This window comes from Streptomyces sp. NPDC006140, from assembly GCF_040628815.1.
In the GTDB taxonomy this organism is placed as follows: domain Bacteria; phylum Actinomycetota; class Actinomycetes; order Streptomycetales; family Streptomycetaceae; genus Streptomyces.
Genome location: NZ_JBEXTS010000013.1, coordinates 98,230 through 120,855, shown reverse-complemented (window position 1 = coordinate 120,855; position 22,626 = coordinate 98,230). Strand labels below are relative to the sequence as shown.

At 72.0% G+C, this 22,626-nt stretch carries 19 protein-coding genes and 1 tRNA gene; 12 read left to right on the top strand and 8 right to left on the bottom strand.

The genetic code is table 11. The features are described 5' to 3' along the window. Positions 1-16 precede the first annotated feature (16 nt). The 8 genes from ABZ386_RS30075 to ABZ386_RS30040 all read left to right on the top strand — a co-directional run bounded on the left by ABZ386_RS30075 (position 17) and on the right by ABZ386_RS30040 (position 8,891). The gene (locus ABZ386_RS30075) at positions 17-760 is read left to right on the top strand and encodes a YcnI family protein (protein WP_351340652.1); all 744 of its coding nucleotides are present in this window, start codon (positions 17-19) and stop codon (positions 758-760) included. 91 nt (positions 761-851) lie between these two features. After that, positions 852-1,505, top strand: coding sequence for an SCO family protein (locus ABZ386_RS30070; RefSeq protein ID WP_358966693.1), 654 nt, complete (start codon positions 852-854; stop codon positions 1,503-1,505). Then, positions 1,502-1,978 carry a copper chaperone PCu(A)C gene (locus ABZ386_RS30065; protein ID WP_351340647.1) on the top strand — a complete coding sequence of 159 codons (477 nt, stop codon included), beginning with the start codon at positions 1,502-1,504 and terminating at the stop codon, positions 1,976-1,978. Before ABZ386_RS30070 ends, ABZ386_RS30065 begins: the two co-directional genes overlap by 4 nt. 13 nt (positions 1,979-1,991) lie before the next feature. Beyond that, a complete protein-coding gene (locus ABZ386_RS30060; protein WP_358966690.1) occupies positions 1,992-4,007 on the top strand; it encodes a copper resistance protein CopC in 2,016 nt (671 codons plus the stop codon). Between the two features lie 6 nt (positions 4,008-4,013). After that, positions 4,014-5,300 (top strand): iron uptake transporter deferrochelatase/peroxidase subunit, encoded by a 1,287-nt coding sequence (gene efeB, locus ABZ386_RS30055; RefSeq protein WP_356503567.1) that lies wholly within the window; start codon positions 4,014-4,016, stop codon positions 5,298-5,300. Positions 5,301-5,361: 61 nt separating this feature from the next. Then, a complete protein-coding gene (gene pheA, locus ABZ386_RS30050; RefSeq protein WP_351340638.1) occupies positions 5,362-6,294 on the top strand; it encodes a prephenate dehydratase in 933 nt (310 codons plus the stop codon). A 519-nt stretch (positions 6,295-6,813) separates the two neighbouring features. After that, a complete protein-coding gene (gene serS, locus ABZ386_RS30045; RefSeq protein WP_355714274.1) occupies positions 6,814-8,091 on the top strand; it encodes a serine--tRNA ligase in 1,278 nt (425 codons plus the stop codon). Beyond that, complete coding sequence (locus ABZ386_RS30040) at positions 8,088-8,891, top strand: HAD family hydrolase (RefSeq protein WP_114254069.1); 804 nt, start codon at positions 8,088-8,090, stop codon at positions 8,889-8,891. The genes serS and ABZ386_RS30040 overlap by 4 nt, the downstream gene beginning before the upstream one ends. Positions 8,892-8,909: 18 nt before the next feature. Here the strand turns inward: ABZ386_RS30040 and ABZ386_RS30035 are convergent. The 6 genes from ABZ386_RS30035 to ABZ386_RS30010 form a co-directional block, all read right to left on the bottom strand. Further along, positions 8,910-9,017, bottom strand: a tRNA-OTHER gene (locus tag ABZ386_RS30035). 282 nt (positions 9,018-9,299) lie between these two features. Beyond that, positions 9,300-9,557 (bottom strand): hypothetical protein, encoded by a 258-nt coding sequence (locus tag ABZ386_RS30030; protein WP_351340630.1) that lies wholly within the window; start codon positions 9,555-9,557, stop codon positions 9,300-9,302. Between the two features lie 100 nt (positions 9,558-9,657). After that, entirely contained in the window at positions 9,658-10,377 is a 720-nt protein-coding gene (locus ABZ386_RS30025; RefSeq protein WP_031115241.1) for an ABC transporter permease, read from the bottom strand. Positions 10,378-10,386: 9 nt separating this feature from the next. Further along, a complete protein-coding gene (locus ABZ386_RS30020; RefSeq protein WP_351340625.1) occupies positions 10,387-11,298 on the bottom strand; it encodes an ABC transporter ATP-binding protein in 912 nt (303 codons plus the stop codon). Further along, entirely contained in the window at positions 11,295-12,203 is a 909-nt protein-coding gene (locus ABZ386_RS30015) for an ABC transporter permease (protein ID WP_351340622.1), read from the bottom strand. The genes ABZ386_RS30020 and ABZ386_RS30015 overlap by 4 nt, the downstream gene beginning before the upstream one ends. Continuing rightward, a complete protein-coding gene (locus ABZ386_RS30010; RefSeq protein WP_356503602.1) occupies positions 12,193-13,161 on the bottom strand; it encodes an ABC transporter ATP-binding protein in 969 nt (322 codons plus the stop codon). The genes ABZ386_RS30015 and ABZ386_RS30010 overlap by 11 nt, the downstream gene beginning before the upstream one ends. 168 nt (positions 13,162-13,329) lie before the next feature. Here ABZ386_RS30010 and ABZ386_RS30005 point away from each other — a divergent pair, with 168 nt between their 5' ends. The 4 genes from ABZ386_RS30005 to ABZ386_RS29990 all read left to right on the top strand — a co-directional run bounded on the left by ABZ386_RS30005 (position 13,330) and on the right by ABZ386_RS29990 (position 17,802). Further along, entirely contained in the window at positions 13,330-15,087 is a 1,758-nt protein-coding gene (locus ABZ386_RS30005) for an SDR family oxidoreductase (protein ID WP_358966685.1), read from the top strand. Positions 15,088-15,226: 139 nt separating this feature from the next. Further along, positions 15,227-15,775, top strand: a complete 549-nt coding sequence (locus tag ABZ386_RS30000) for an RNA 2'-phosphotransferase (RefSeq protein WP_358966682.1) — start codon at positions 15,227-15,229, stop codon at positions 15,773-15,775. 76 nt (positions 15,776-15,851) lie between these two features. Beyond that, positions 15,852-16,754 carry an LLM class flavin-dependent oxidoreductase gene (locus ABZ386_RS29995; RefSeq protein ID WP_356503577.1) on the top strand — a complete coding sequence of 301 codons (903 nt, stop codon included), beginning with the start codon at positions 15,852-15,854 and terminating at the stop codon, positions 16,752-16,754. Positions 16,755-16,905: 151 nt separating this feature from the next. Then, positions 16,906-17,802 (top strand): HAD-IIB family hydrolase, encoded by an 897-nt coding sequence (locus ABZ386_RS29990; RefSeq protein WP_351340611.1) that lies wholly within the window; start codon positions 16,906-16,908, stop codon positions 17,800-17,802. A gap of 25 nt (positions 17,803-17,827) precedes the next feature. Here ABZ386_RS29990 and ABZ386_RS29985 read toward each other — a convergent pair whose 3' ends face one another. Together ABZ386_RS29985 and cydD are read right to left on the bottom strand one after the other, a co-directional pair. Beyond that, positions 17,828-18,883 carry a M23 family metallopeptidase gene (locus tag ABZ386_RS29985; protein ID WP_351340608.1) on the bottom strand — a complete coding sequence of 352 codons (1,056 nt, stop codon included), beginning with the start codon at positions 18,881-18,883 and terminating at the stop codon, positions 17,828-17,830. A gap of 160 nt (positions 18,884-19,043) precedes the next feature. Beyond that, positions 19,044-22,622, bottom strand: a complete 3,579-nt coding sequence (gene cydD, locus ABZ386_RS29980; protein ID WP_358966680.1) for a thiol reductant ABC exporter subunit CydD — start codon at positions 22,620-22,622, stop codon at positions 19,044-19,046. Positions 22,623-22,626 lie beyond the last annotated feature (4 nt).

Sequence of the window (22,626 nt, the reverse complement as noted above, 5' to 3'; positions counted from 1 at the left end):
GCGGAGTGCCCCTTCCATGAAGGTTTCCCGTATCGCCGCGGCCGGTGCCGCCGCCGGTGTCACCGTCCTCGCCCTGTCCGCGCCCGCGTTCGCGCACGTCACCGTGCAGCCCGAGGGCACGGCCGCGAAGGGCGGCTACGCGGTCGTGGACTTCAAGGTCCCCAACGAGCGCGACAACGCCTCGACCACGAAGCTCGAGGTCAGCTTCCCGACCGACCACCCGCTCGCCTCCGTCATGCCGGAGCCGATGCCGGGCTGGAAGATCGAGGTCACCAAGTCCAAGCTGGACAAGCCGCTGGAGATGCACGGCGAGAAGATCTCCGAGGCCGTCACCAAGGTCACCTGGACCGCCGACGGCAAGGGCATCGAGCCCGGCTACTTCGAGAAGTTCCCGGTCTCCATCGGCACCCTGCCCGAGGACACCGACCAGCTGGTGTTCAAGGCCCTCCAGACGTACTCCAACAAGGAGGTCGTCCGCTGGATCGAGGTGCCGCAGAAGGGTCAGGAGGAGCCCGACAACCCGGCCCCGGTGCTGGAGCTGTCCGCCGCCTCCGAGGACGGGCACCACGACAGCGCGGCCGGCGACGACTCCGGCACCGGGTCGGCCGACAAGGCCTCCGCCGACACCGCCGCCTCCGACTCCGCCTCGTCCGACAACACCGACACCACCGCCCGCGTCCTGGGCATCGTCGGCATCGTGGTCGGCGCGGCCGGTGTCGCCTACGGCGTGCTCGCCGGGCGTCGGCGCACCAACGCCTGAGCCGCTTCCGTTGCACGGCGCGCGCCGGATCCCCGCCCCCGGCGGGGCGCCCCGGTGCGCGCCGGGTCACCGACATCTGGGACATTTTTCTATGCGCACCAAGACCTTCGCCGCGGCCGCTCTGCTCGCCGCCGCCTCCCTGACCCTGACCGCCTGCGGCAGCGGCGACGACAGCAACAAGCCCGTCGCCGTGGTGTCGGAGGAGGCCGGCTCCGACAAGGCCGCCACCGTCCTCGACAAGCCCTTCGAGAAGCCGGACCTGGTCCTCACCGACACGCAGGGCAAGAAGTACGACCTCCGCAAGGAGACCGAGGGCAAGCCCACGCTGATCTACTTCGGCTACACCCACTGCCCCGACGTCTGCCCGCTGACGATGAACAACATCGCCGTCGCCAAGAAGCAGCTGCCCAAGGCCGAGCAGGACGACCTGCGCGTGGTGTTCGTCACCACCGACCCCCGGCGCGACACGCCGGCCGAGCTCGGCAAGTGGCTCAAGGGCATCGACGCGCAGTTCGTCGGCCTCACCGGCGACTTCGCGACCATCCAGGCCGGTGCCCGCACCCTCGGCATCTCCATCGATCCGCCGCACAAGGACAAGAACGGCAAGATCGTCTCCGAGCACGGCACTCAGGTCATCGCGTTCTCGCCGAAGACCGACGGCGGCTATGTGCTCTACGGCGAGGACGCCACCGTCCAGGACTACACCAAGGACCTCCCCCAGATCGTCAAGGGGGAGAACCCGTGAGGCGGCGACTCGGCCCCGCGGCACTCGTCATAGCCGGGGCGCTGGCCCTGACGGGCTGCGGCGGCTCCGACTCGGGCGAAGACGGCGGCCCGGGCGGCAAGGCGGAACTCTCCGTCGGCGCCGCCTACATGCCGCAGCCGGTCTCCGCCGAGATGGCGGCCGGCTTCCTCACCGTCACCAACAAGGGCGGTGCCGCCGACGAGCTGACCTCGGTCACCAGCGACATCGCCGGGCAGGTCACCGTGCACGAGACCACCGGCGGAGCCATGCAGGAGGTCAAGAGCCTGGAGATCCCCGCCCACGGCCGGCTGGTGCTGAAGAGCGGCGGCGACCACCTGATGTTCGAGCAGCTGAAGCGCAAGCCGAAGGAGGGCCAGACCGTCTCGGTCGAGCTGCGCTTCGCCCGCTCCGCCCCCGTCAAGGTCGAGATGCCGGTGAAGCCGGCGACCTACACCCCGAAGACCGGACACTGAGGGAGGGACCACTGTGACGCAGACCATCGCCCCCCGCGTCCGGACTCTGGTGCTGCTGCTCCTGGCCGCGGCCTGCGCACTCCTCGCCGGAGCCGGCCCGGCCTCCGCGCACGCCGCGGTGACGGGCAGCGACCCCGCGCAGGGGGCGGTGGTCGACAAGGCCCCGGCCCGGATCACGCTCACCTTCTCCGAGCAGGTCGCGATGTCCGACGACTCGCTGCGCGTGCTCGACCCCGAGGGCAAGCGCGTCGACCTGGGCAAGCCGTCCGACGTCAGCGGCACGACGTACGCCGTGCGCCTGCGGTCCGGCCTGTCCGACGGCACCTACACGGTGGCCTACCAGGTCGTGTCGGCGGACAGCCATCCCGTCTCCGGCGCCTACACCTTCTCCATCGGCGCGCCCTCCAAGACGTCCGTGACGGTCTCCGGGCAGGGGACCGACGACGGCGTCGTCGGCTGGCTGTACGGCTTCGGGCGGTACGTGTCCTACGCCGGGTTCATCGTGATGGTCGGCGGCGCCGCCTTCGTGCTCGCCTGCTGGCCCCGCGGTTCCGGGGTGCGGCCGGTGCAGCGGTTCGTCGTCTCCGGGTGGCTCGCGCTGACCGCCGCGACCCTCGCCCTGCTGCTCCTGCGCGGCTCCTTCACCGGCTCCGGGAAGGTCGCCGACGTCTTCGACCTGTCCCTGCTCGGGCAGGTGCTGCAGACCAAGACCGGCGCGGCCCTGGTCTCCCGGCTGCTGCTGCTCGCCGCCGCCGCGCTGTTCATCGCCGTGCTGTTCGGGTCGTACGACAAGCGTGACGACCCCCGCGAGAAGCGGGACCTGACCTTCGGCCTCGCCATCGGCGGCGTCGTCGTGGCCGCCGGGCTCGCCGCGAGCTGGGCTATGTCCGAGCACGCCTCGGTCGGGCTCCAGGCGGGCATCGCCATGCCGGTCGACGTCGTGCACCTGCTGGCCGTCGCCGCGTGGCTCGGCGGGCTCGGCGCGCTGCTGACCGCCCTGTACCGGGCACCCGCCGACGCGCCCGTCGAAGCGTCCGCCGTACGCCGCTTCTCCCGTGTCGCCTTCGGCAGCGTGCTCGCGCTGATCGCGACCGGGGCGTACCAGTCCTGGCGCCAGCTCGGCTCCTGGTCGGCCTTCACCGACACCCGCTACGGCCAGCTCCTCCTGGCCAAGATCGCCCTCGTCGTCGTCCTCGTCGGGGTCGCGTGGATCTCACGCCGGTGGACGGGACGGCTGACGGAGGCGGTGCCGGCGGAGCGGGAAAAGGTGCGGGCCGGGGTGGGTGCCTCCGGTGACACGGACGCCGGGACCGACGCCGCCGAGGAGCACGCTGCCGGCGAGTCCGCCGCCGAGCGCGCCGATGACGGGCCTGCTGCCGGGGAGTCCCCTGCCGCGCCCGCCGCCGAGGAACCCGCTGCCGACAAGCCCCCCGCCGAGCCCGCCGACGCCGAACGCGCCGCCCAGCTCGCCCGGCAGCGGGCCGCTCGGGACGCCGCCCGGCAGAAGCGGCTGCGGGACGCCGACCCCGGCCGCTCCGGCCTGCGCCGCTCCGTGCTGGCCGAGGCCGGCATCGCCGTCGTCCTGCTCGCCGTCACCACGGTGCTGACGCAGACCGAGCCGGGACGTACGGAGCAGGAGGCCAAGGCGGCCACCTCGTCCTCCGCCTCCACCGACGCGGGCGCCTCCGGGGCGCTCACCCTGAACATGCCGTTCGACACCGGCGGCAAGGACGGCAAGGGCATCGTCACGGTCGACCTCGACCCCGCGCGCGTGGGCGGCAACGAGCTGCACGTCTACGTGGAGCGGCCCAACGGACGCGCCTTCGACATCCCCGAGGTGAAGGTCGAGTTCACCCTCAAAGCCAAGGACATCGGGCCCCTGCCCGTCGTCCCCGACCACATCACCACCGGACACTGGTCGGCGAACGGAGTGCAGATCCCCATGGCCGGCGACTGGGAGGTCGACGTGACCGTGCGGACCTCCGACATCGACGAGGTGACCGTTTCCAAGAACGCGCAGATCGGCTGAACGACCATGCCTGACCAGTCCATTCCGCAGGCCCGTACCCCCGACACCGTCCCGGGGGAGAACGAGACGGCCTCCTCCCAGGGCATCTCACGACGGCGGCTGCTCGGCACCGCCGGCGCCACCGGGCTCGTGCTCGGCACCGCCGGCGCGGCCGTGGGATACGCCGCCGCTCCCTCCGAAGCCGCCGCTCCGCTCACCTCGCTCGGCACGGACCGGGCGATGTTTCACGGGAAACATCAGCCCGGCATCACCGAGGGCCTCCAGGCCCGCGGCCACCTCGTCGCCTTCGACCTGGCCCCGGGCGCCGGCCGCAAGGAAGCCGCCGCCCTGCTCCGCCGCTGGTCGGAGACGGCCCGGCGGCTGATGGCGGGCGAGCCGAGCGCCCACGACGACACCGACGTCGCCCGGGACGCGGGGCCCTCGTCGCTGACGATCACCTTCGGCTTCGGCCACAGCTTCTTCTCCCGGACCGGCCTGGAGAAGCAGCGCCCGGTCGCCCTCGACCCGCTGCCCGAGTTCTCCTCCGACCACCTGGACAAGAACCGCAGCAACGGCGACCTGTGGGTGCAGATCGGCGCCAACGACGCCCTGGTCGCCTTCCACGCCCTGCGCGCCGTCCAGAAGGACGCGGGCCGGGCCGCCAAGGTGCGGTGGCAGATGAACGGCTTCAACCGCTCCCCGGGCGCCACCGCCCACCCCATGACGGCCCGCAACCTCATGGGCCAGATCGACGGCACCCGCAACCCGAAGCCGAGCGAGCCCGACTTCGACCAGCGGATCTTCGTGCCGGAGCAGGGCGAACCGGCCTGGATGGCGAACGGCTCCTACGCCGTCGTCCGCCGGATCCGCATGCTCCTCGACGACTGGGAGAAGCTCTCCGTCAAGGCGCAGGAGGACGTCATCGGGCGCCGCAAGTCCGACGGGGCGGCACTGTCCGGCGGCACCGAGACGACCGCGATGGACCTGGAGAAGACGGACGCCAAGGGCAACCTCGTCGTCCCGATCAACGCCCACGCCCGCATCACCCGGCCGGACCAGAACGGCGGCGCCGCGATGCTCCGCCGCCCGTTCTCCTTCCACGACGGCATCGACGCCGACGGGGTGCCCGACGCGGGCCTGCTCTTCATCTGCTGGCAGGCCGATCCGCTGCGCGGCTTCGTGCCGGTGCAGCGCAAGCTCGACCGGGGCGACGCCCTGTCCGCGTTCATCCGCCACGAGTCGAGCGGGCTGTTCGCGGTGCCCGGCGGGGCCGCGGAGGGCGAGTACGTGGGGCAGAAGTTGCTGGAGGGATGAGAGTCCGTCTCTGGGCGGGCTTTGGGGGATAGCGCTTCCGCGGTCCCATTAGGGTGAGGTCATGCCAGCGAGCTATGCGTATCTCGGCCCCGAGGGCACCTTCACCGAAGTCGCCCTGCGCACGCTTCCCGAGGCCGCCACCCGCGAACTCATCCCGTACGTGTCCGTCCAGTCCGCGCTCGACGCGGTACGCGCCGGCGAGGCCGAGGCCGCGTTCGTGCCGATCGAGAACTCCGTCGAGGGCGGCATCACCACCACCCTCGACGAGCTGGTCGCCGGCGCGCCGCTGATGATCTACCGCGAGGTGCTGCTGTCCATCACCTTCGCGCTGCTCGTCCGTCCGGGCACGAAGCTGTCGGACATCAAGACCGTCTCCGCGCACCCGGCCGCCCAGCCGCAGGTCCGCAACTGGCTGAAGAAGCACCTCCCGGACGCGCACTGGGAGTCGGCCGCCTCGAACGCGGACGCCGCCCGGCTGGTCCAGGAGGGCCAGTACGACGCCGCCTTCGCCGGGGAGTTCGCCGCCGCCCGCTACGGGCTGGAGGCCCTGGAGACCGGGATCCACGACGCGGAGAACGCCCAGACGCGGTTCGTGCTGGTCGGCCGGCCCGCCCGGCCCGCCGCCCCGACCGGCGCGGACAAGACCTCGGTCGTGCTGTGGCAGCGCGATGACCACCCCGGCGGCCTGCGCGACCTGCTGGGCGAGTTCGCCACCCGGGGTATCAACCTGATGCTGCTCCAGTCCCGGCCCACCGGCGCGGGCATCGGCAACTACTGCTTCTGCATCGACGCCGAGGGCCACATCTCCGACCGCCGGGTGGCGGAAGCCCTGATGGGCCTGAAGCGGATCTGCCTCCAGGTGCGCTACCTCGGCTCGTATCCCCGTGCCGACTTGCAGCCGGGGGAGGTGCGGGCGCCGCGGCCGGGGACGTCGGACGAGGAGTTCCTCGCGGCCTCGGACTGGGTCGCGCGGTGCCAGGACGGCCGGTTCTAGGCCGGTCGTACCTGCTGATAGTCGTTATCCACAGAAGTTATCCACAGGTCCGCTTCTCGACCTGGGGACAAGTCGACAACGAAGCGTGAGTCAGTCGACAAATCGCCCTACAGCCCCCTGATGCGTCCATCAGCAGGCAGGTCACCCTTCGTCCACCGTTTTCCCTTGCGTAACTCTTTAGGGTGACCCGTTTCCACTCGAAAGTGAGGGTAAAGGTGGTTTGCGGCGGGAATTCTCAGGGATGACCACGCCTTCCGGAGTGATCAATTCCGAAGTCCACAGATCTTCCACACAGCCTGTGGATAACTCTTCGGCGGATGTGGATCCCTGTGGACAACCCAAGCCCAAGTCCCCTTCCCTGCAAGGGATTCGGGTCAATGCCACGCCGCCCGGATGCCTCGTTCCAGGGAAAGGCGCCCTCTTTATTGACACTGAGTGCAATTCCCCCATAACGGTACGTAAGGCACGCTCGGAATAGTGAGTCGTGGGCGGTCATCCCGCACCGGTAGCCTTGAGCGCGTGATTGACCTTCGCCTGCTCCGTGAGGACCCCGACCGTGTGCGCGCGTCGCAGCGCGCCCGTGGAGAGGACGTCGCGCTCGTCGACTCCCTCCTGTCTGCCGACGAGCGGCGCAGGTCGTCCGGCGTCCGCTTCGACGAGCTGCGCGCCGAGCAGAAGGCGCTCGGCAAGCTGATCCCCAAGGCGTCCGGGGACGAGAAGGCCGAGCTGCTGAAGAAGGCGAGCCAGCTCGCCGCCGACGTCAAGGCCGCCGACGCGGAACGCGACGCGGCCGCCGCCGAGACCCAGGAGCTGCTCCAGAAGCTCGGCAACCTCGTCCACCCGGACGTGCCCGTGGGCGGCGAGGAGGACTTCGTCACGCTGGAGACGCACGGCACGATCCGCGACTTCGCCGGCGAGGGCTTCGAGCCCAAGGACCACCTGGAGCTCGGCCAGCTGCTCGGCGCGATCGACGTGGAGCGCGGCGCCAAGGTCTCCGGCTCGCGCTTCTACTTCCTCACGGGGGTGGGCGCCCTGCTGGAGCTCGCCCTGGTGAACGCGGCGATGGCCCAGGCCACGGCGGCCGGCTTCACGCCGATGCTGACCCCGGCCCTGGTCCGCCCCCAGTCCATGGCGGGCACGGGCTTCCTCGGCCAGGCCGCCCAGGACGTCTACCACCTCCCGGCCGACGACCTCTACCTCGTCGGCACCTCCGAGGTCGCGCTCGCGGCGTACCACATGGACGAGATCCTCGACGCCGACCGCCTCCCGCTGCGCTACGCGGGCTTCTCGCCCTGCTTCCGCCGCGAGGCCGGCTCGCACGGCAAGGACACGCGGGGCATCTTCCGCGTGCACCAGTTCGACAAGGTCGAGATGTTCTCCTACGTCACGCCGGAGGACTCGCAGGCCGAGCACCAGCGGCTGCTGGAGTGGGAGAAGCAGTGGCTGACCTCGCTGGAGCTGCCGTTCCGGGTCATCGACGTGGCATCCGCCGACCTCGGCTCCTCGGCCGCCCGCAAGTTCGACTGCGAGGCGTGGATCCCGACCCAGGGCAAGTACCGCGAGCTGACCTCGACCTCGGACTGCACCGAGTTCCAGTCCCGCCGCCTGTCGATCCGCGTCCGTGAGGGCAAGCAGGTCCGCCCGCTGGCCACGCTCAACGGCACGCTGTGCGCCGTCCCGCGCACGATCGTGGCGATCCTGGAGAACCACCAGCAGCCCGACGGCTCGGTGCGCGTGCCCGAGGTGCTGCGTCCGTACCTGGGCGGGCGTGAGGTGCTGGAGCCGGTCGCCAAGTGAGCGCCGGTTTCCCCTACCGACTCGTCGCCACCGACCTCGACGGAACGCTCCTGCGCTCCGACGAGTCGGTCTCGCGGCGCACCCGTGACGCGCTCGCCGCCGCCACGGCGGCGGGCGCCGCGCACATCGTCGTCACAGGCCGCGCCGTCCCCTGGACCCGGCACATCCTCGACGACCTCGGCTACCAGGGGCTGGCCGTCTGCGGCCAGGGCGCGCAGGTGTACGACGTCGGCGCGCGCCGCCTGCTGACGTCGGTCACGCTGGACCGGCAGCTCGCCGGGGTGGCGCTGGCCAAGATCGAGGCGGAGGTCGGTCCGCTGTACCTGGCGGCGAGCCGCGACGGCCTGGACGGCGAGGTGCTGGTGGGCCCGGGCTACGCGGCGCACGGCAACCTGCCCGCGACTCCCTTCACGGACGCGTCGGACCTGTGGGCCGCGCCCCTGAACAAGCTGTACATCCAGCACCCGACGCTGAGCGACGACGAGCTGTGCGAGGTGGCCACGCGCACCGCCGGCGGTTTCGTCACGGTCGTCATGGCGGGCGAGGGCATCGTCGAGCTCCTGCCGCTGGGCCTGTCCAAGGCGACGGGCCTGTCCCTGGCGGCCCGCCGGCTCAAGGTGAAGGCGGCGGACACGATCGCCTTCGGCGACATGCCCAACGACATACCGATGTTCGCCTGGGCCTCCTACGGCGTCGCCATGGCGGACGCCCACGAGGAACTGAAGGCCGTGGCCGACGAGGTGACGTCCTCCAACGAGGAGGACGGGATCGCGGTCGTGCTGGAGCGGTTGCTGGGCTGAGCGTGCGTGTCGCGGGTGTGGCGGAGGATGCACGGATCGAACGTGCGCGGGCTTTTCAGCCCGACCATGACTCGCTTTTGATCAAGCACAGCGCAAGCCAGTGCCTTACCACTCGGCCAATCCTCCGGGTGGGCGGCCTCACGCGAGGTGCGACTCGCGTGCTCGAAGCGGCCGCCCCGGGCAGCTCCCCGTGCGGGGCGGGTTCTACGGAGAGGTAACGGCTACTCCGGAACCCGCCGCGGGCTGCCCTGCGGGGAGCTGGACGTACTGCCGTGCATGGACATCGTCCGGCTCCTCTCCCAGAGCGTGGCGCCGGCTCGAGTGAGCCCGGCGGTGACGAGAACTACTCTGCCTGCCGGGCGAATTGGACGCCACCGAATAAATCGGCGGCGGGGCCGGACCGGTGGCCTACTTGCGCCTGCGCCACCTGCGCCTGCGGGCCTTGCTGAAGAACCAGCCCGCGGGCGGCTCGTCCGAGCGCCAGGGCTGCGGTTCCGGCTCCTCGCGGCGCCAGCGCTCGGCGAGCATCCGGGCCCGGGCGGACGGCTCGGTGGCCTCGGCGGAGCGTATGAAGTCCTCGTCCAGGCCGAGGTCGTCCCAGGCGTCGGCACCGGGCCCGGATCCCGGCTGCCCGCGGTCGTCGTACTGAGCCCTTTCGCCCGCCATGCGTGTCCTCCCCGGCCGTCCAACTCCCGTGCGGTTCCCTACATCCCGTTTGCCCAGTGTGCCCTGACAGAGGTGAAGCCTCTGTCAAGGCCGGGGCACGTCACTCCTCGCCGGCCAGCGTGAGCGAGCGCAGCTTCTGACCGGCGTACCAGGTGGCCAGGACCGTGACCGCGACCAGCAGGACCGTGGCCGTGGTCAGGCCCACGTCCGAGGTCACCAGGTCCCCGCCGGACACCTTCTGGGCCACGGCCAGCGACCACTGCTGGACGCTCAGCGTGCGCGCGCCCGGCACCAGGGAGCCGAACAGGGCCTCCCAGACCAGCGCGTAGACGAGGCCGAACACCACGGCGTGCCGGGAGACCGTGCCGAGCAGCAGGAACAGGGCCGCATACGCGATGGACGCGACGAGGGCAGCCACCGTGTAGGCCACGGCGATCTGCTGGCCGTTGCCGTTGAGGATGAAGCCGGCGATGAGTGTCGGCACCGCGGAGAACACCATGGTCACCGCGATGGCGACGATCAGCTTGGTGAAGATGATGGTCGGCCGCTTGATCGGCTTGGACAGCAGGTACACCACCGAGCCGTCGTCGATCTCCGGGCCGATGGCGCCGGTGCCGGCGATGACGCCGATGATCGGCACCATCGTGGCCAGGGCGAGGCCGCCGAGCAGGTCGGACGCCGTCTGGTCGTCCGCTCCGGCGAGGGCGCGTACGGCCACGGCGATCACGATGAGCAGCAGCGGCAGCGCGCCGAGAATGAGGGCCCGGCGCCGGCCGAGCAGGGCCCGGTAGGTGAGCCGGGCGACTGTGGGGTCGTACATCAGGGCCTCCTACGCCGCGACCAGGTACGAGAAGACGGACTCGAGGGACTCGTCGGACGGCGAGACCGTGAGCAGCCGGATGCCGTGGTCCCTGGCGACCCTGGGCAGCAGCGCGGTGAAGCGGCCGAAGTCGACGGCCTGGATGCGCAGCGCGCCCTCGGCGTGGTCGACCTCGATGCCGGACGTCGACGGGTCGGCGATCAGCGCGGCCGCGAGGGCACGGTCGTCGCTGGAGCGCACCAGGTAGCGGTGCGGCCGGTCGGTCATCAGGCGGCGGATCTTGCGGAAGTCGCCGCTGGCCGCGTGCCGGCCGGCGACGACGACCTCGATGTGCCAGGCGAGTTGCTCGACCTCTTCGAGGATGTGGGACGAGAACAGCACCGTGCGGCCCTCGTCGCCCATGCGGCGCAGCAGGTCCATCAGCTGCATGCGCTGGCGCGGGTCCATGCCGTTGAAGGGCTCGTCGAGCAGCAGCAGCGACGGGTCGTGGACGAGGGCGCTCGCCATCTTCACGCGCTGGCGCATGCCCTTGGAGTACGTCTGGATCTTGCGGTCCTGCGCGTACTCCATCTCGACCGTGGCCAGGGCCTTCTGGGCCGCCTTGGCGCCCAGGCCGTGCAGCTCGGCGTTGGCGAGGACGAACTCCTTGCCGGTGAGGAAGTCGTACATCGCCTCGCGCTCGGGGACGACGCCGATGTGCTGGTAGATCTTCTCGTTGCGCCAGACGGGCTGCCCGTCGAGGGTGACCGTGCCGGTGGAGGGGGCCAGGAAGCCGCCCATCATGTTGATGAGGGTGGACTTCCCGGCGCCGTTGGGGCCGAGCAGGCCCGTGACGCCGGGGCCGATGGTCATGGTGATGTCGTTGACGGCGACCACGTTGCCGAACCAGCGGGAGACGTGGTCGATGGAGAGCGTGGTCACAGTCCCACCTTCTTGTAGCGGCGCATCAGGAGGCCGTAGCTCGCCGCGATCAGGCCGAGGGCGACGAGGACGAAGACGATGCCTTCGGCGGTGCTCGGGCCCACCCCGCCCGGGAAGGCGGAGGTCGCGCCCAGGAACGCCGACTGCACACCGTCGACGATCGTGATGGGCGAGAACAGCCCGATCCACGGCACGGCGTCGGCGCTGCCCTGAGCGTCGGCGATGGCCTGGAGGGTGGAGACGGCGCCGTAGGTGATGGTCAGCACGGCGATGACGGCCGCGATGCCGAAGCCGCGGCGCGGGGTGAAGGACGCGATGACCAGGCCGATGCCGGCGAAGAGCAGTGAGAGCAGTGCCACGGAGACGAGTCCCTGTGCGAATCCCTTGGTCTGGTCGGCGAAGTCGAGCTTGGCCAGCAGGGCGCCGACGTAGAGCACGAGCAGGGGAGCGGCCGTGAGGATGAACAGCGCCGAGGCCAGCGCCGCGAACTTGGCGCGGACGTAGTCGGCGGTCTCGATCGGCCGCGAGAAGTACAGGGGCACGGTCTTGAAGCGCAGGTCGCGCGAGACCGACTGGGGAGCCTGCGAGGCGACGTACAGGCTGATGACCGCCTGCATGACGATCGCGTAGCGCGTGTAGTCCAGGGGCAGTTCCTTGGCCTTGGTGGCGACCGCGACGGCGACCATGATGGCCGCGGGCACGCACATCACCACGAACAGCAGCATCGGCAGCACCTTGGACTTGACCGAGCGGCCGAGGCCGTAGGAGCCGCGCAGGGACTGCGAGTACAGGGAGCGGCGGGCGTAGGCGCGGCCCAGGCGGGGGCCGTCGTAGCTGCGGTAGCCGATGTTGTGGATGCGGGTCTGGTCACCCGACTGTGTCGCCAGGGGCTGCTCAACCGCCATGGCCGACCGCCTCCTTCCGCTGCTCGTGCTGGTCACTGGTCGTGAAGACCTCGGAGATGTGGTGCCGGCGCTGCTCCATGCGCACCAGGCCCAGCCCGAGGTCGGCGATCACGTCCCTGACCAGGTCGTACGTCTCCTCGCCCTGCGCGGTCAGGAGCAGGACGTGGCCCGCGCCGGGCAGGCCGCTGCCGTCCTCGACGCTCACCCCGCGCGCGTGCAGCGCCTCGCGGACCGCGCGGGTGCCGTCCGGGTGTTCGTCGGTGTCGGTGACCTCGATCGCGAGGGTCGTGGTGGTCTGGGTGAAGTCCGTGGTGGAGCTGGAGCGCAGGAGCTTGCCGCCGTCGATGACGACGACGTGGTCGCAGGTGCGCTCCAGTTCGCCCAGGAGGTGCGAGGTGACCAGGACCGAGATGCCGAAGTCGGTGTGGATGCGGCGGATCAGGCCGAGCATCTCGTCGCGGCCGACCGGGTCGAGGCCGTTGGTCGGCTCGTCGAGGAAGACCAGCTGCGGGTCGTGGACGAGGGCCTGCGCGAGCTTCACGCGCTGCTTCATGCCGGTCGAGTAGCCGCCGATGGGGCGGTAGCGCTCCTCGTACAGGCCGACGTGGCGCAGCGTGTCGGCGGTGCGCTCGCGCGCGGCCGTGGGCGGCAGGCCGGACATGCGCGCCATGTGGACGACGAACTCGGTGGCCGAGACGTCCGGCGGCAGGCAGTCGTGCTCGGGCATGTAGCCGACCCGCTCGCGGATGTCGGCGCCCTTGGTGGCGACGTCGAGGCCGAGCACTTCGGCGCGGCCCTCGGTGGCCGGGGACAGACCCAGCAGGATCTTGATCAGTGTGGACTTGCCGGCCCCGTTGGCTCCGACGAGTCCGGTCACACCGGGCCCGACGTCCACGGAGAGCCGGTCAAGCGCGGTCACCCGGGGGAACCGCTTGCTCAGGCTTTCGGTCGCGATCACAGTCACCCCTCGAAGGTAGGGGCCAGGCACGTGGCGGTCGTCACTCCGCAGGTCTGTCTTCGGGTCAACCTGAGGTAGTACGGGCCCTTAGGGGGCCTGGTTCTCGAGGGTTACCACGAGCGGGGAGCTCCTATTGACGAACCCTCTAACAACTGCCAGATTCGCCGGATGACGTTGCTCACGGGCGCGCGGGAGCGCAGGGTGCGGACCGGCGAAGTCGAGCTGTGCGTGGCCGAGCTGGGCGATCCCGGCCGGCCGACGGTCGTGCTGGTGCACGGCTACCCCGACAGCAAGGAGGTCTGGTCGGAGGTCGCCGCGCGGCTCGCCGGCCGGTTCCACGTGGTGGCGTACGACGTCCGCGGCCACGGCCGGTCGACGGCGCCGCGGCCGCTGCGGGGCGGGTTCACGCTGGAGAAGCTGACGGACGACTTCCTGGCCGTCGCGGACGCGGTGAGCCCGGACCGGCCCGTGCACCTGGTGGGGCACGACTGGGGCTCGGTGCAGGGCTGGGAGTTCACCACCGTCGAACGCGCCGAGGGCCGCGTCGCCTCCTTCACGTCGGTGTCCGGGCCGTCCCTCGACCACTTCGGCCACTGGCGCGACCGGCGCCTGAAGCGCCCCACCCCGCGCCGGGTCGCCCAGCTCCTCGGGCAGGGCGCCAAGTCCTGGTACGTCTATCTGCTGCACACGCCCGTGCTGCCCGAGCTGGCCTGGCGCGGCCCGCTCGGCAAGCGGTGGCCGAGGGTCCTGGAGCGCGTCGAGAAGGTACCCCGGGGCGACTACCCCACCTCGTCCCTGCCCTCGGACGCCGCCCACGGTGCCTGGCTGTACCGCGACAACGTACGGCCCCGGCTGCGCGACCCCCGCCCGGACGCGTACGCCCACGCCCCCGTGCAGCTCGTCACGCCTCTGGGCGACCGGTTCCTGTCGGAGCGGCTCCACGACGACCTGGAGCAGTGGGTTCCGGAACTGACCAGGAGGACGGTCCAGGCGGGGCACTGGATTCCCCGTACGCGTCCCGACCAGCTGGCCGCCTGGATCACGGAGTTCGTGACGTCCGTCGAGGACGACCGGCCCCGGCCGGCGGCGAGCGGCAGGCACGCCGAGCGGTTCGGCGGGCAGCTCGTGCTGGTCACCGGGGCGGGCAGCGGCATCGGGCGGGCGACGGCGCTCGCCTTCGCCGAGGCCGGCGCGCGCGTGGTCGCCGTCGACCGGAACGCGGAGGCGGCGGCCCGCACCGCCGAGTCCTCCCGTCTCGCGGGCGCGCCCGCGGCCTGGGCGGAGACGGCCGACGTCTCCGACGAGCAGGCCATGGAGCGCCTCGCCGCGAAGGTCGGCGCCGAGTACGGCGTGGTCGACGTCCTCGTGAACAACGCCGGGATCGGACTGTCCGGCTCCTTCTTCGACACCACCCCGGAGGACTGGAAGAAGGTCCTCGACATCAACCTGTGGGGCGTGATCCACGGCTGCCGGCTCTTCGGCCGGCGGATGGCCGAGCGGGGGCAGGGCGGCCACATCGTCAACGTGGCCTCAGCGGCGGCGTATCAGCCGTCCCGGGCGCTGCCCGCGTACAGCACCTCCAAGGCGGCCGTGCTGATGCTCAGCGAGTGCCTGCGGGCGGAACTCGCCGGACAGGGGATCGGCGTGACGGCGGTCTGCCCCGGCTTCGTCAACACCGCCATCACCTCCACGGCGCACTTCGCCGGGGTCGACGCCGAGGAGGAGAAGCGGCTCCAGCGGCGCGTCGCCCGTATCTACGGGCTGCGCAACTACCCGCCGGAGAAGGTGGCCAGGGCGATCCTGCGGGCCGTGGCACGCAACGAGGCGGTGGTTCCGGTGACGCCGGAGGCCCGGGGCGCCCGGGTACTGTCGCGGTTCGCGCCGGGGCTCCTGCGGCGGATCGCGCGAGTGAAACCGCCGGTCTGACGGCTCAAGGCAGCGGAAACGAAGGCCAGTTGTCCACAGAATCGCCAATTCCCCTGTGGATAACACCACTTGGCTGTGGATCAAACCTGCGGATCGAAACTCGATCGCGTGATTCACGTCTCTCCCGCACCCTGGTCGCATGGACGAGAGACGCACCGTGAGGGTGTCGAAGTACCTTTCCAAGCACCTCCGCCACCAGCCGGAACGGATCGGGCTGGTGCTCGACGAGGGCGGCTGGGTCGAGATCGACGCACTGATCGCCGCAGCCGCCACGCACGGCTTCCGCTTCACCCGCGACGAACTGGACCACGTCGTAGCCGCCAACGACAAGCGGCGCTTCGCCGTCGAGGGCACCCGGATCCGCGCCAGCCAGGGCCACAGCGTGGAGGTCGACCTCGGGCTGCCGCCCGCGACCCCGCCCGCGGACCTCTACCACGGCACCGTCGCCCGCGCTCTGGACGCGATCCGGGCCGAGGGGCTCCGGCCGATGAACCGGCATGCCGTGCACCTCTCACCCGACCGCGAGACGGCGACCCGCGTGGGAGCCCGGCGCGGCAGGCCGGTCGTGCTGGAGGTGGACGCGGCGGCCATGCACCGCGACGGCCACGTCTTCCATGTCAGTGCGAACGGGGTCTGGCTGACCCAGGCCGTACCGCCGGGGTATCTGCGGTTTCCCGAGCCTCGCTGACCTACCGTCCGTGACCGAGGGTGACTGTTTCACGTGAAACAGGGGCGTCCCACAGGGGTCCCTTAGGCTCGACGTCATGAGTCTGCGTCTGAGCACCGTGATCCTCCCCCACCGCCGCTGGCACGAAGGCGGCCGTGCGACCTGGACGCGCGCCGAGCAGCTCGGCTTCCACACCGCGTACACCTACGACCACCTGTCCTGGCGCAGCTTCCGGGACGGCCCGTGGTTCGGCGCCGTGCCGACCCTCACCGCCGCCGCGACCGTCACCGACCGGCTACGGCTGGGCACCCTGGTGACCTCGCCGAACTTCCGGCACCCGGTGACCCTCGCCAAGGAGCTGATCTCCCTGGACGACATCTCCGGCGGGCGCGTCACGCTCGGTATCGGCGCGGGCGGCTCCGGCTTCGACGCCACCGCGCTCGGCCAGGAGCCGTGGACGCCGAGGGAGCGCGCCGACCGCTTCGGTGAGTTCGTCCCGCTGCTCGACCGGCTGCTCAGCGAGAGCGCGGTGTCCTTCGAGGGCGACTTCTACTCGGCCCACGAGGCGCGGAACATCCCCGGCTGTGTGCAGCGTCCCCGGCTGCCGTTCGCGGTGGCCGCGACCGGGCCGCGCGGGATGCGGCTCGCCGCCCGCTACGGACAGGCGTGGGTGACTACCGGCGACCCCAAGCTGTACGAGAACGGCACTCCTGACCAGTCGATTCAGGCCATTCGCGGACAGGCGGAGAAGCTGGCCGACATCTGCGCCGAGATCGGCCGGGACATGACCGACCTCGACAAGGTCCTGCTCACCGGATTCACCCCGGAGCGCGGCGGCCCGCTGCAGTCCCTGGACGCCTTCGTCGACTTCGCCGGCCGGCACGCGGAACTGGGCTTCACCGAGCTGGTGATCCACTGGCCGATCCCCGACTCGGACTTCGCGGCGGACGAGAAGGTCTTCGAGCGGATCGCCATGGAGGCGCCGGCGCAGCTGCGCTGACGCTTCCGTCCGGTGGGGAGCTACTGGTGAGCAGCTCTCGGTGAGCAGCTCTTGGTAAGGGGGCTCCTGGTGAGGGGGCTCCTGGTGAGGGGCTCCTGGTGAGGGCGGTATCCACTCACTTGTGCGGAGTCCCGCACGCCCGTGCAGGCATATGCGGGACAATGGCCGGGTGACCTCAGCGACCCGACAGCCCGAGACCGCCGCCCGGACCCTCCCGCCGCGGCTGATCGCCACCGACCTCGACGGCACCCTGCTGCGCGACGACAAGTCGGTGTCCCCGCGCACGGTCGCCGCCCTGGCCGCCGCCGAGGAGGCGGGGATCGAGGTCTTCTTCGTCACCGGCCGCCCGGCCCGCTGGATGGACGTCGTCAGCGACCACGTGCACGGCCATGGCCTGGCGATCTGCGGCAACGGCGCCGCCGTGGTCGACCTGCACGGCGGCCCCGGCGCCCACCGGTTCGTGAAGGTGCGGGAGCTGGCGCGGGAGAACGCGCTGGACGCCGTACGGCTGCTGCGCGAGGCAGCGCCCGGCACGGTGTACGCGGTGGAGCAGACGTACGGCTTCTACCAGGAGCCGGCGTACCCGAAGCTGCACATGGAGATACCGGACAGCCTCGCCCCGGCCGAGGAGCTGCTGTCTGCGGACCACCCGGCGGCGGCGGAACCGGTGCTGAAGATCCTCGCCTACCACCCCGAGATCGACCCCGACGCCTTCCTCACCCTGGCCCGGCTCGCCATCGGCGACCGCGCCAACGTGACCCGCTCCAGCCCCAGCGCCCTGCTGGAGATCAGCGGCCCCGCGGTGTCCAAGGCCAGCACGCTCGCCCTGTGCTGCGCCGAGCGCGGCATCTCGCACGAGGAGGTCGTCGCCTTCGGCGACATGCCCAACGACGTCGAGATGCTCACCTGGGCGGGCCGGTCGTACGCGATGGGCAACGCCCACCCGGACGTGATCGCCGCCGCGTCCGGGCGTACGGTCGCGAACAACGACGACGGGGTGGCGGTCGTGATCGAGGAGCTGCTGGCCGAGCTGCCCGAGCGGCCTTAGCCGAGGGTCCGCCGGTCCGCCCTGGTCAGAGCGACACCCCTCGCGCCGCCAGCCACGACACCGGGTTCACCGCCGAGCCCATCTCCGGAGTGACCCGGGTCTCGAAGTGCAGGTGGGGTCCCGTGGAGTTGCCCGTGCTGCCCGACTGGCCGATCCACTGGCCGGGGCTGACGTGCTCGCCCTGGTCGACCGCGACCGACGCGAGATGGGCGTACTGCGTGTAGTAGCCGCCCGCGTGCCTGAGCACGATCTCGATGCCGAAGGCGCCGCCGCAGGACACCCTCACGACCTGGCCGGCGCCCACGGCCCGCACTGGCGTGCCGATCGGCACCGCGAAGTCCTGCCCGGTGTGCCGGCTCGCCCACCGCGCACCGCCGCTGCCGTAGGACGCGGACAGCTCGTACGTCTCGACGGGCGCGACCCAGTCGCTGGTGAACCCCGTCTCCGGCTGGTCGAGCCGGACGGCCCCGCGGCAGGCCCCGGCGGCGACCGCGGCGTCCGCCTGCCCCTGGAGCTGGGAACGTGCCGCTTCGAGCTTCTGCTCGATGTCCGACTTCAGAGCGGCGAGTCGGGTGTTCCGCGTCTCCAGCGCCTCCCACTGTGCCGCTGCCTTGGCCTCGTCCGCCGCCAGGCGCGCCTCGGCCCGGCGGTTCTTGGAGATCGCGTTGTTCAGGGCGAGATCCGCCTGCGAGAAGGCGTGCTGACCGCGCATCAGGTCGTCAGGACTGTCGGCCAGGATCATCTGCGCGGCCACCGGCAGGCCACCGCTGGTGCGGTACTGGGCGCGGGCGATCCGCCCCAGGTCCTCGTGCAGATCGGCGATGTGGCGCCGCTGGGCGTCCAGGAGCTCCTCCGCCCGCTGGGCTCTGGCCCGTTGCTCGTCGGCCTCCTTGCGGCCGGCCTCGTACTGCTGGGTCGCCACCGCGGCCTCTTCGTACAGCCGCACCACCTCGGCGCTGAGGCCGCTCGTGCCGCTGCCGCTCCCGGGTTCCTTCTCCACCGCCGTGGGCCGGGCCCCGAGGACCGCCAGCGCGCACAGCAGGACCGGAACCAGCAGCCGCAAGCGGCGATGTGAGCGCATGTCAGTGATCGTCGCTCAGTCCGGCGGTCCCGGTCCTGTTCATGTCGTACGGCTGGGGGACCGGCTGCCCCGAACGGATCAGCGCGGCGCCGGGTCCCGACCGGGACCAGCCGGGACCAGCCGGTGGCCTTGGCGGCGGGCCCCGGCTGTCCCGTACGCGTCAGGGCGCTACCACGAGGGACTCCGCCGCCGCCTCGCGCTCCGCCATGTCCCGCAGCGGCCCGTCCGCGGACACCAGCTCCGCGTACGGGCCGCGCTGCACGACCCGTCCGTGATCCAGCACGAGCACCTCGTCCACCGCTTCCAGGCCCGCCAGCCGGTGCGTGATGAGCAGCGTCGTACGCCCCTTTGTGGCGGCCAGCAGGTCCGCGGTGAGCGCGTCGGCGGTCGGCAGGTCCAGGTGCTCGGCGGGCTCGTCCAGCACCAGGACGGGGAAGTCGGCGAGCAGGGCGCGGGCCAGCGCCAGCCGCTGCCGCTGCCCCCCGGACAGCCGCGCCCCGTGCTCGCCGACCAGCGTGTCGAGCCCGTCGGGCAGGCTGTCGGCCCACTCCAGCAGCCTGGCCCGGCCCAGCGCGGCGCGCAGTTCGTCCTCGGTGGCGTCCTTCCGGGCGAGCAGCAGGTTCTCGCGCAGCGAGCTGTCGAAGAGGTGCGCGTCCTGCGCACACAGCCCGACGAGCCCGCGGACGTCGTCGCCGAGCAGGGCGTACGCGTCCACGCCCGCGAGCGTGTAGGAGCCCGCCTCGGCGTCGAGGAACCGCAGCAGCACCTGCGCCAGCGTCGTCTTGCCGGAGCCGGAGGGTCCGACCACCGCGACCCGGCGGCCCTCCTCCAGGGTCAGATCGAGGCCGGCGAGCGCGTGCCGCTCCTGCCCCGCGTGCCGCGCGGTCAGCCCCCTGACCTGGAGCGGGAACGGCGAGGCGGGCGCCTGCCGGGGCCGCTCCGGCTCCCCCACGGGCTCCGGGGCGTCCAGTACCTCGTACACCCGCTCCGCGCTGCGGCGCACCCGCTGCCGGTACTGCACGGCCAGCGGCAGCCCGAGCACGGCCTCGAAGGCGGCAAGCGGGGTGAGGACGACGACGGCCATGGTCACGCCGTCCAGCCGCCCGCCGACGACCGCCTGCGCGCCGAGCAGGGCGGCAGCCGTGACCGTGAGCCCGGAGATCAGCGCGGTGAGCCCGTCGCCGAGGGCCGTGGCGGTGGCAGCGCGCGAGGCGATCCGGGTGAGCACCCCGTCGGCCTCACGCGCCTGGGCTGTCCGCGCCGGCAGGGCACCGGCGACGGTCAGCTCCGCCGTGCCGGTGAGCAGGTCGGCCACCCGCGTCGCCAGTACCCCGCGCGCGGGGGCCAGCCGGTGCTCGGCCCGCCGGGCGACGGCACCGGTGACCAGCGGCACACCCACACCTGCGGCCAGCAGCCCGGCCGCGAGCACGGCCCCGGCCTCGGGCAGCAGCCACGCCGTGAAGCCGACGGACGCGGCCGACACGACGACGGCCGCCCCGGCCGGCAGCAGCCACCGCAGCCAGTAGTCCTGCAGCGCGTCCACGTCCGCGACCAGCCGGGAGAGCAGATCGCCCCGGCGGGCCTCGCGCAGTCCGGCGGGCGCCAGCCGCTCCAGCCTGCGGAACACCGCGACCCGGGTGTCCGCCAGCATCCGCAGTACGGCGTCGTGCGAGACCAGCCGCTCGGCGTACCGGAACACGGCCCGTCCGATCCCGAACGCCCGCGTCGCCGTCACGGCCACCATCAGGTACAGCACGGGCGGCTGCTGCGAGGCCCGCGAGATCAGCCACCCGGAGGTGGCCATGAGCCCCACGGCGCTCCCGAGCGCAAGGCTCCCCAGCAGCAGCGCGAGTCCCAACCGCCCGCGCCGGGCACCGGACATGGCACGGACGCGCGCGAGGAAACCGCCGGAAGCGGGCCCGCCGCCGGACCCGGCCGACGGAGATGGCACAGCAGGCTCAGAGGGCACAGCAGGGGCGGAGGGCAGGGCAGACGCGGAGGGCACAGCGGACTCGGGCAGCTCAGCGTCGGCGGAACGCGCACCGTGGATCGCGGCAGGCGCCACGGTCACCGCGGGCACCACGTACTCCGCAGGCACCGCAGCGCCCTCGCGCTCCGCCAACCGCACCACCCGGTCCGCCACCCCCAGCAACGCCGGCCGGTGCACCACCAGCAGCACTGTCCGCCCGGCCGCCAGCCGCCGCACGGCCGCCACGACCTCGGCCTCCGTGGCCCCGTCCAGCGCGGCCGTGGGCTCGTCGAGCAGCAGCACGGGCCGGTCCGCGAGGAACGCCCGGGCCAGCGCGAGCCGCTGCCGCTGCCCGGCGGACAGCCCGGTCCCGTCTTCGCCGAGCCGGGTACCGACGCCCTCGGGCAGCGCCTCCACGAACTCCAGCGCCCCGGCGTCCCGCAGCGCCCGCCGGACGGCCTCGTCGTCGGCGTCGGGCCGGGCCAGCCGTACGTTCTCGGCGATCGTCCCGGCGAACAGCTGCGGCCGCTGCGGCACCCACGCGACGCGGGAGCGCCACTGCTCCAGATCGGCCTGGGCGAGGTCGACTCCCCCGACCCGCACCCGCCCCTCGGCCGCGGGCACGAATCCGAGCAGTACGTGCAGCAGCGTCGACTTGCCCGCCCCGCTCGGGCCGACCAGCGCGACCGTTTCCCCGGGCTCGACGGTGAAGGACACCTCCGAGACGGCGTCCGCCGACCGCCCCGGGTACCGGACGGTCACGCCCTCGAAGGCCAGCGCCCCCTCCGGCACGACCTCGGTACCGCGCGCCGGAACGGGCGTCTCCAGGACGGCGAAGATCTCCTCGGCCGCGGCGAGCCCCTCCGCCGCCGCGTGGTACTGCGCCCCGACCTGCCGCAGCGGCAGATACGCCTCAGGCGCCAGGATCAGGATGACCAGGCCGATGTACAGGTCCATCTCGCCGTGCACCAGCCGCATGCCGATCGTCACGGCGACCAGCGCCACCGAGATCGTCGCGAGCAGCTCCAGCGCGAACGAGGAGATGAAGGCGATCCGCAGCGTCCGCATGGTCGCCCGCCGGTACTCGCCGGTGATCCGCCGGATCGACTCGGCCTGAGCCTTGGCACGGCCGAACACCTTCAGCGTCGGCAGCCCCGCGACGACGTCCAGGAAGTGCCCGGACAGCCGCGACAGCAGCCGCCACTGACGGTCCATCCGGGCCTGGGTGGCCCAGCCGATCAGCACCATGAAGACCGGGATCAGGGGCAGGGTGCCCACGATGATGGCCGCGGAGACCCAGTCCTCGGTGACGATCCGCGCCAGCACCGCCACCGGCACCACCACCGCGAGACCCAGCTGTGGCAGGTACCGCGAGAAGTAGTCGTCGAGGGCGTCGACGCCCCGGGTGGCCAGGGCGACCAGCGAACCGGTCCGCTGCCCGCTCAGCCACCCCGGGCCCAGCCGAGCGGACCGCTCCAGCAACCGCCCCCGCAACTCCGACTTCACCGCCGCACTCGCCCGGTGCGCGGCCAGTTCGGTGAGCCAGCCGACCAGCGCCCGCCCGACCGCGACGACGGCCAACAGCAGCAGGGGAGTGACGAGTTCGGACACCCTCATACGGTGCTGGAACGCGCCGACCACGATCTCGGCGATGAGCATCGCCTGCGCGATGACCAGCCCCGCCCCGATCGCTCCCAGGGCGACGACCGCCACCAGGAAGCCTCGGGTGGCACGGGCGTACCGGAGCAGACGCGGATCGATTGGTTTCACGTGA

Coding starts and splice junctions, on each gene's coding strand:
- ABZ386_RS30075 (WP_351340652.1), top strand. CDS start 17: ATGAAGGTTTCCCGTATCGCCGCGGCCGGTGCCGCCGCCGGTGTCACC.
- ABZ386_RS30000 (WP_358966682.1), top strand. CDS start 15,227: ATGGACGAGAGACGCACCGTGAGGGTGTCGAAGTACCTTTCCAAGCAC.
- ABZ386_RS30025 (WP_031115241.1), bottom strand. CDS start 10,377: ATGTACGACCCCACAGTCGCCCGGCTCACCTACCGGGCCCTGCTCGGC.
- ABZ386_RS30030 (WP_351340630.1), bottom strand. CDS start 9,557: ATGGCGGGCGAAAGGGCTCAGTACGACGACCGCGGGCAGCCGGGATCC.
- ABZ386_RS29985 (WP_351340608.1), bottom strand. CDS start 18,883: ATGCGCTCACATCGCCGCTTGCGGCTGCTGGTTCCGGTCCTGCTGTGC.
- ABZ386_RS30070 (WP_358966693.1), top strand. CDS start 852: ATGCGCACCAAGACCTTCGCCGCGGCCGCTCTGCTCGCCGCCGCCTCC.
- ABZ386_RS30015 (WP_351340622.1), bottom strand. CDS start 12,203: ATGGCGGTTGAGCAGCCCCTGGCGACACAGTCGGGTGACCAGACCCGC.
- ABZ386_RS30005 (WP_358966685.1), top strand. CDS start 13,330: ATGACGTTGCTCACGGGCGCGCGGGAGCGCAGGGTGCGGACCGGCGAA.
- efeB (WP_356503567.1), top strand. CDS start 4,014: ATGCCTGACCAGTCCATTCCGCAGGCCCGTACCCCCGACACCGTCCCG.
- pheA (WP_351340638.1), top strand. CDS start 5,362: ATGCCAGCGAGCTATGCGTATCTCGGCCCCGAGGGCACCTTCACCGAA.
- ABZ386_RS29990 (WP_351340611.1), top strand. CDS start 16,906: ATGCGGGACAATGGCCGGGTGACCTCAGCGACCCGACAGCCCGAGACC.
- ABZ386_RS29995 (WP_356503577.1), top strand. CDS start 15,852: ATGAGTCTGCGTCTGAGCACCGTGATCCTCCCCCACCGCCGCTGGCAC.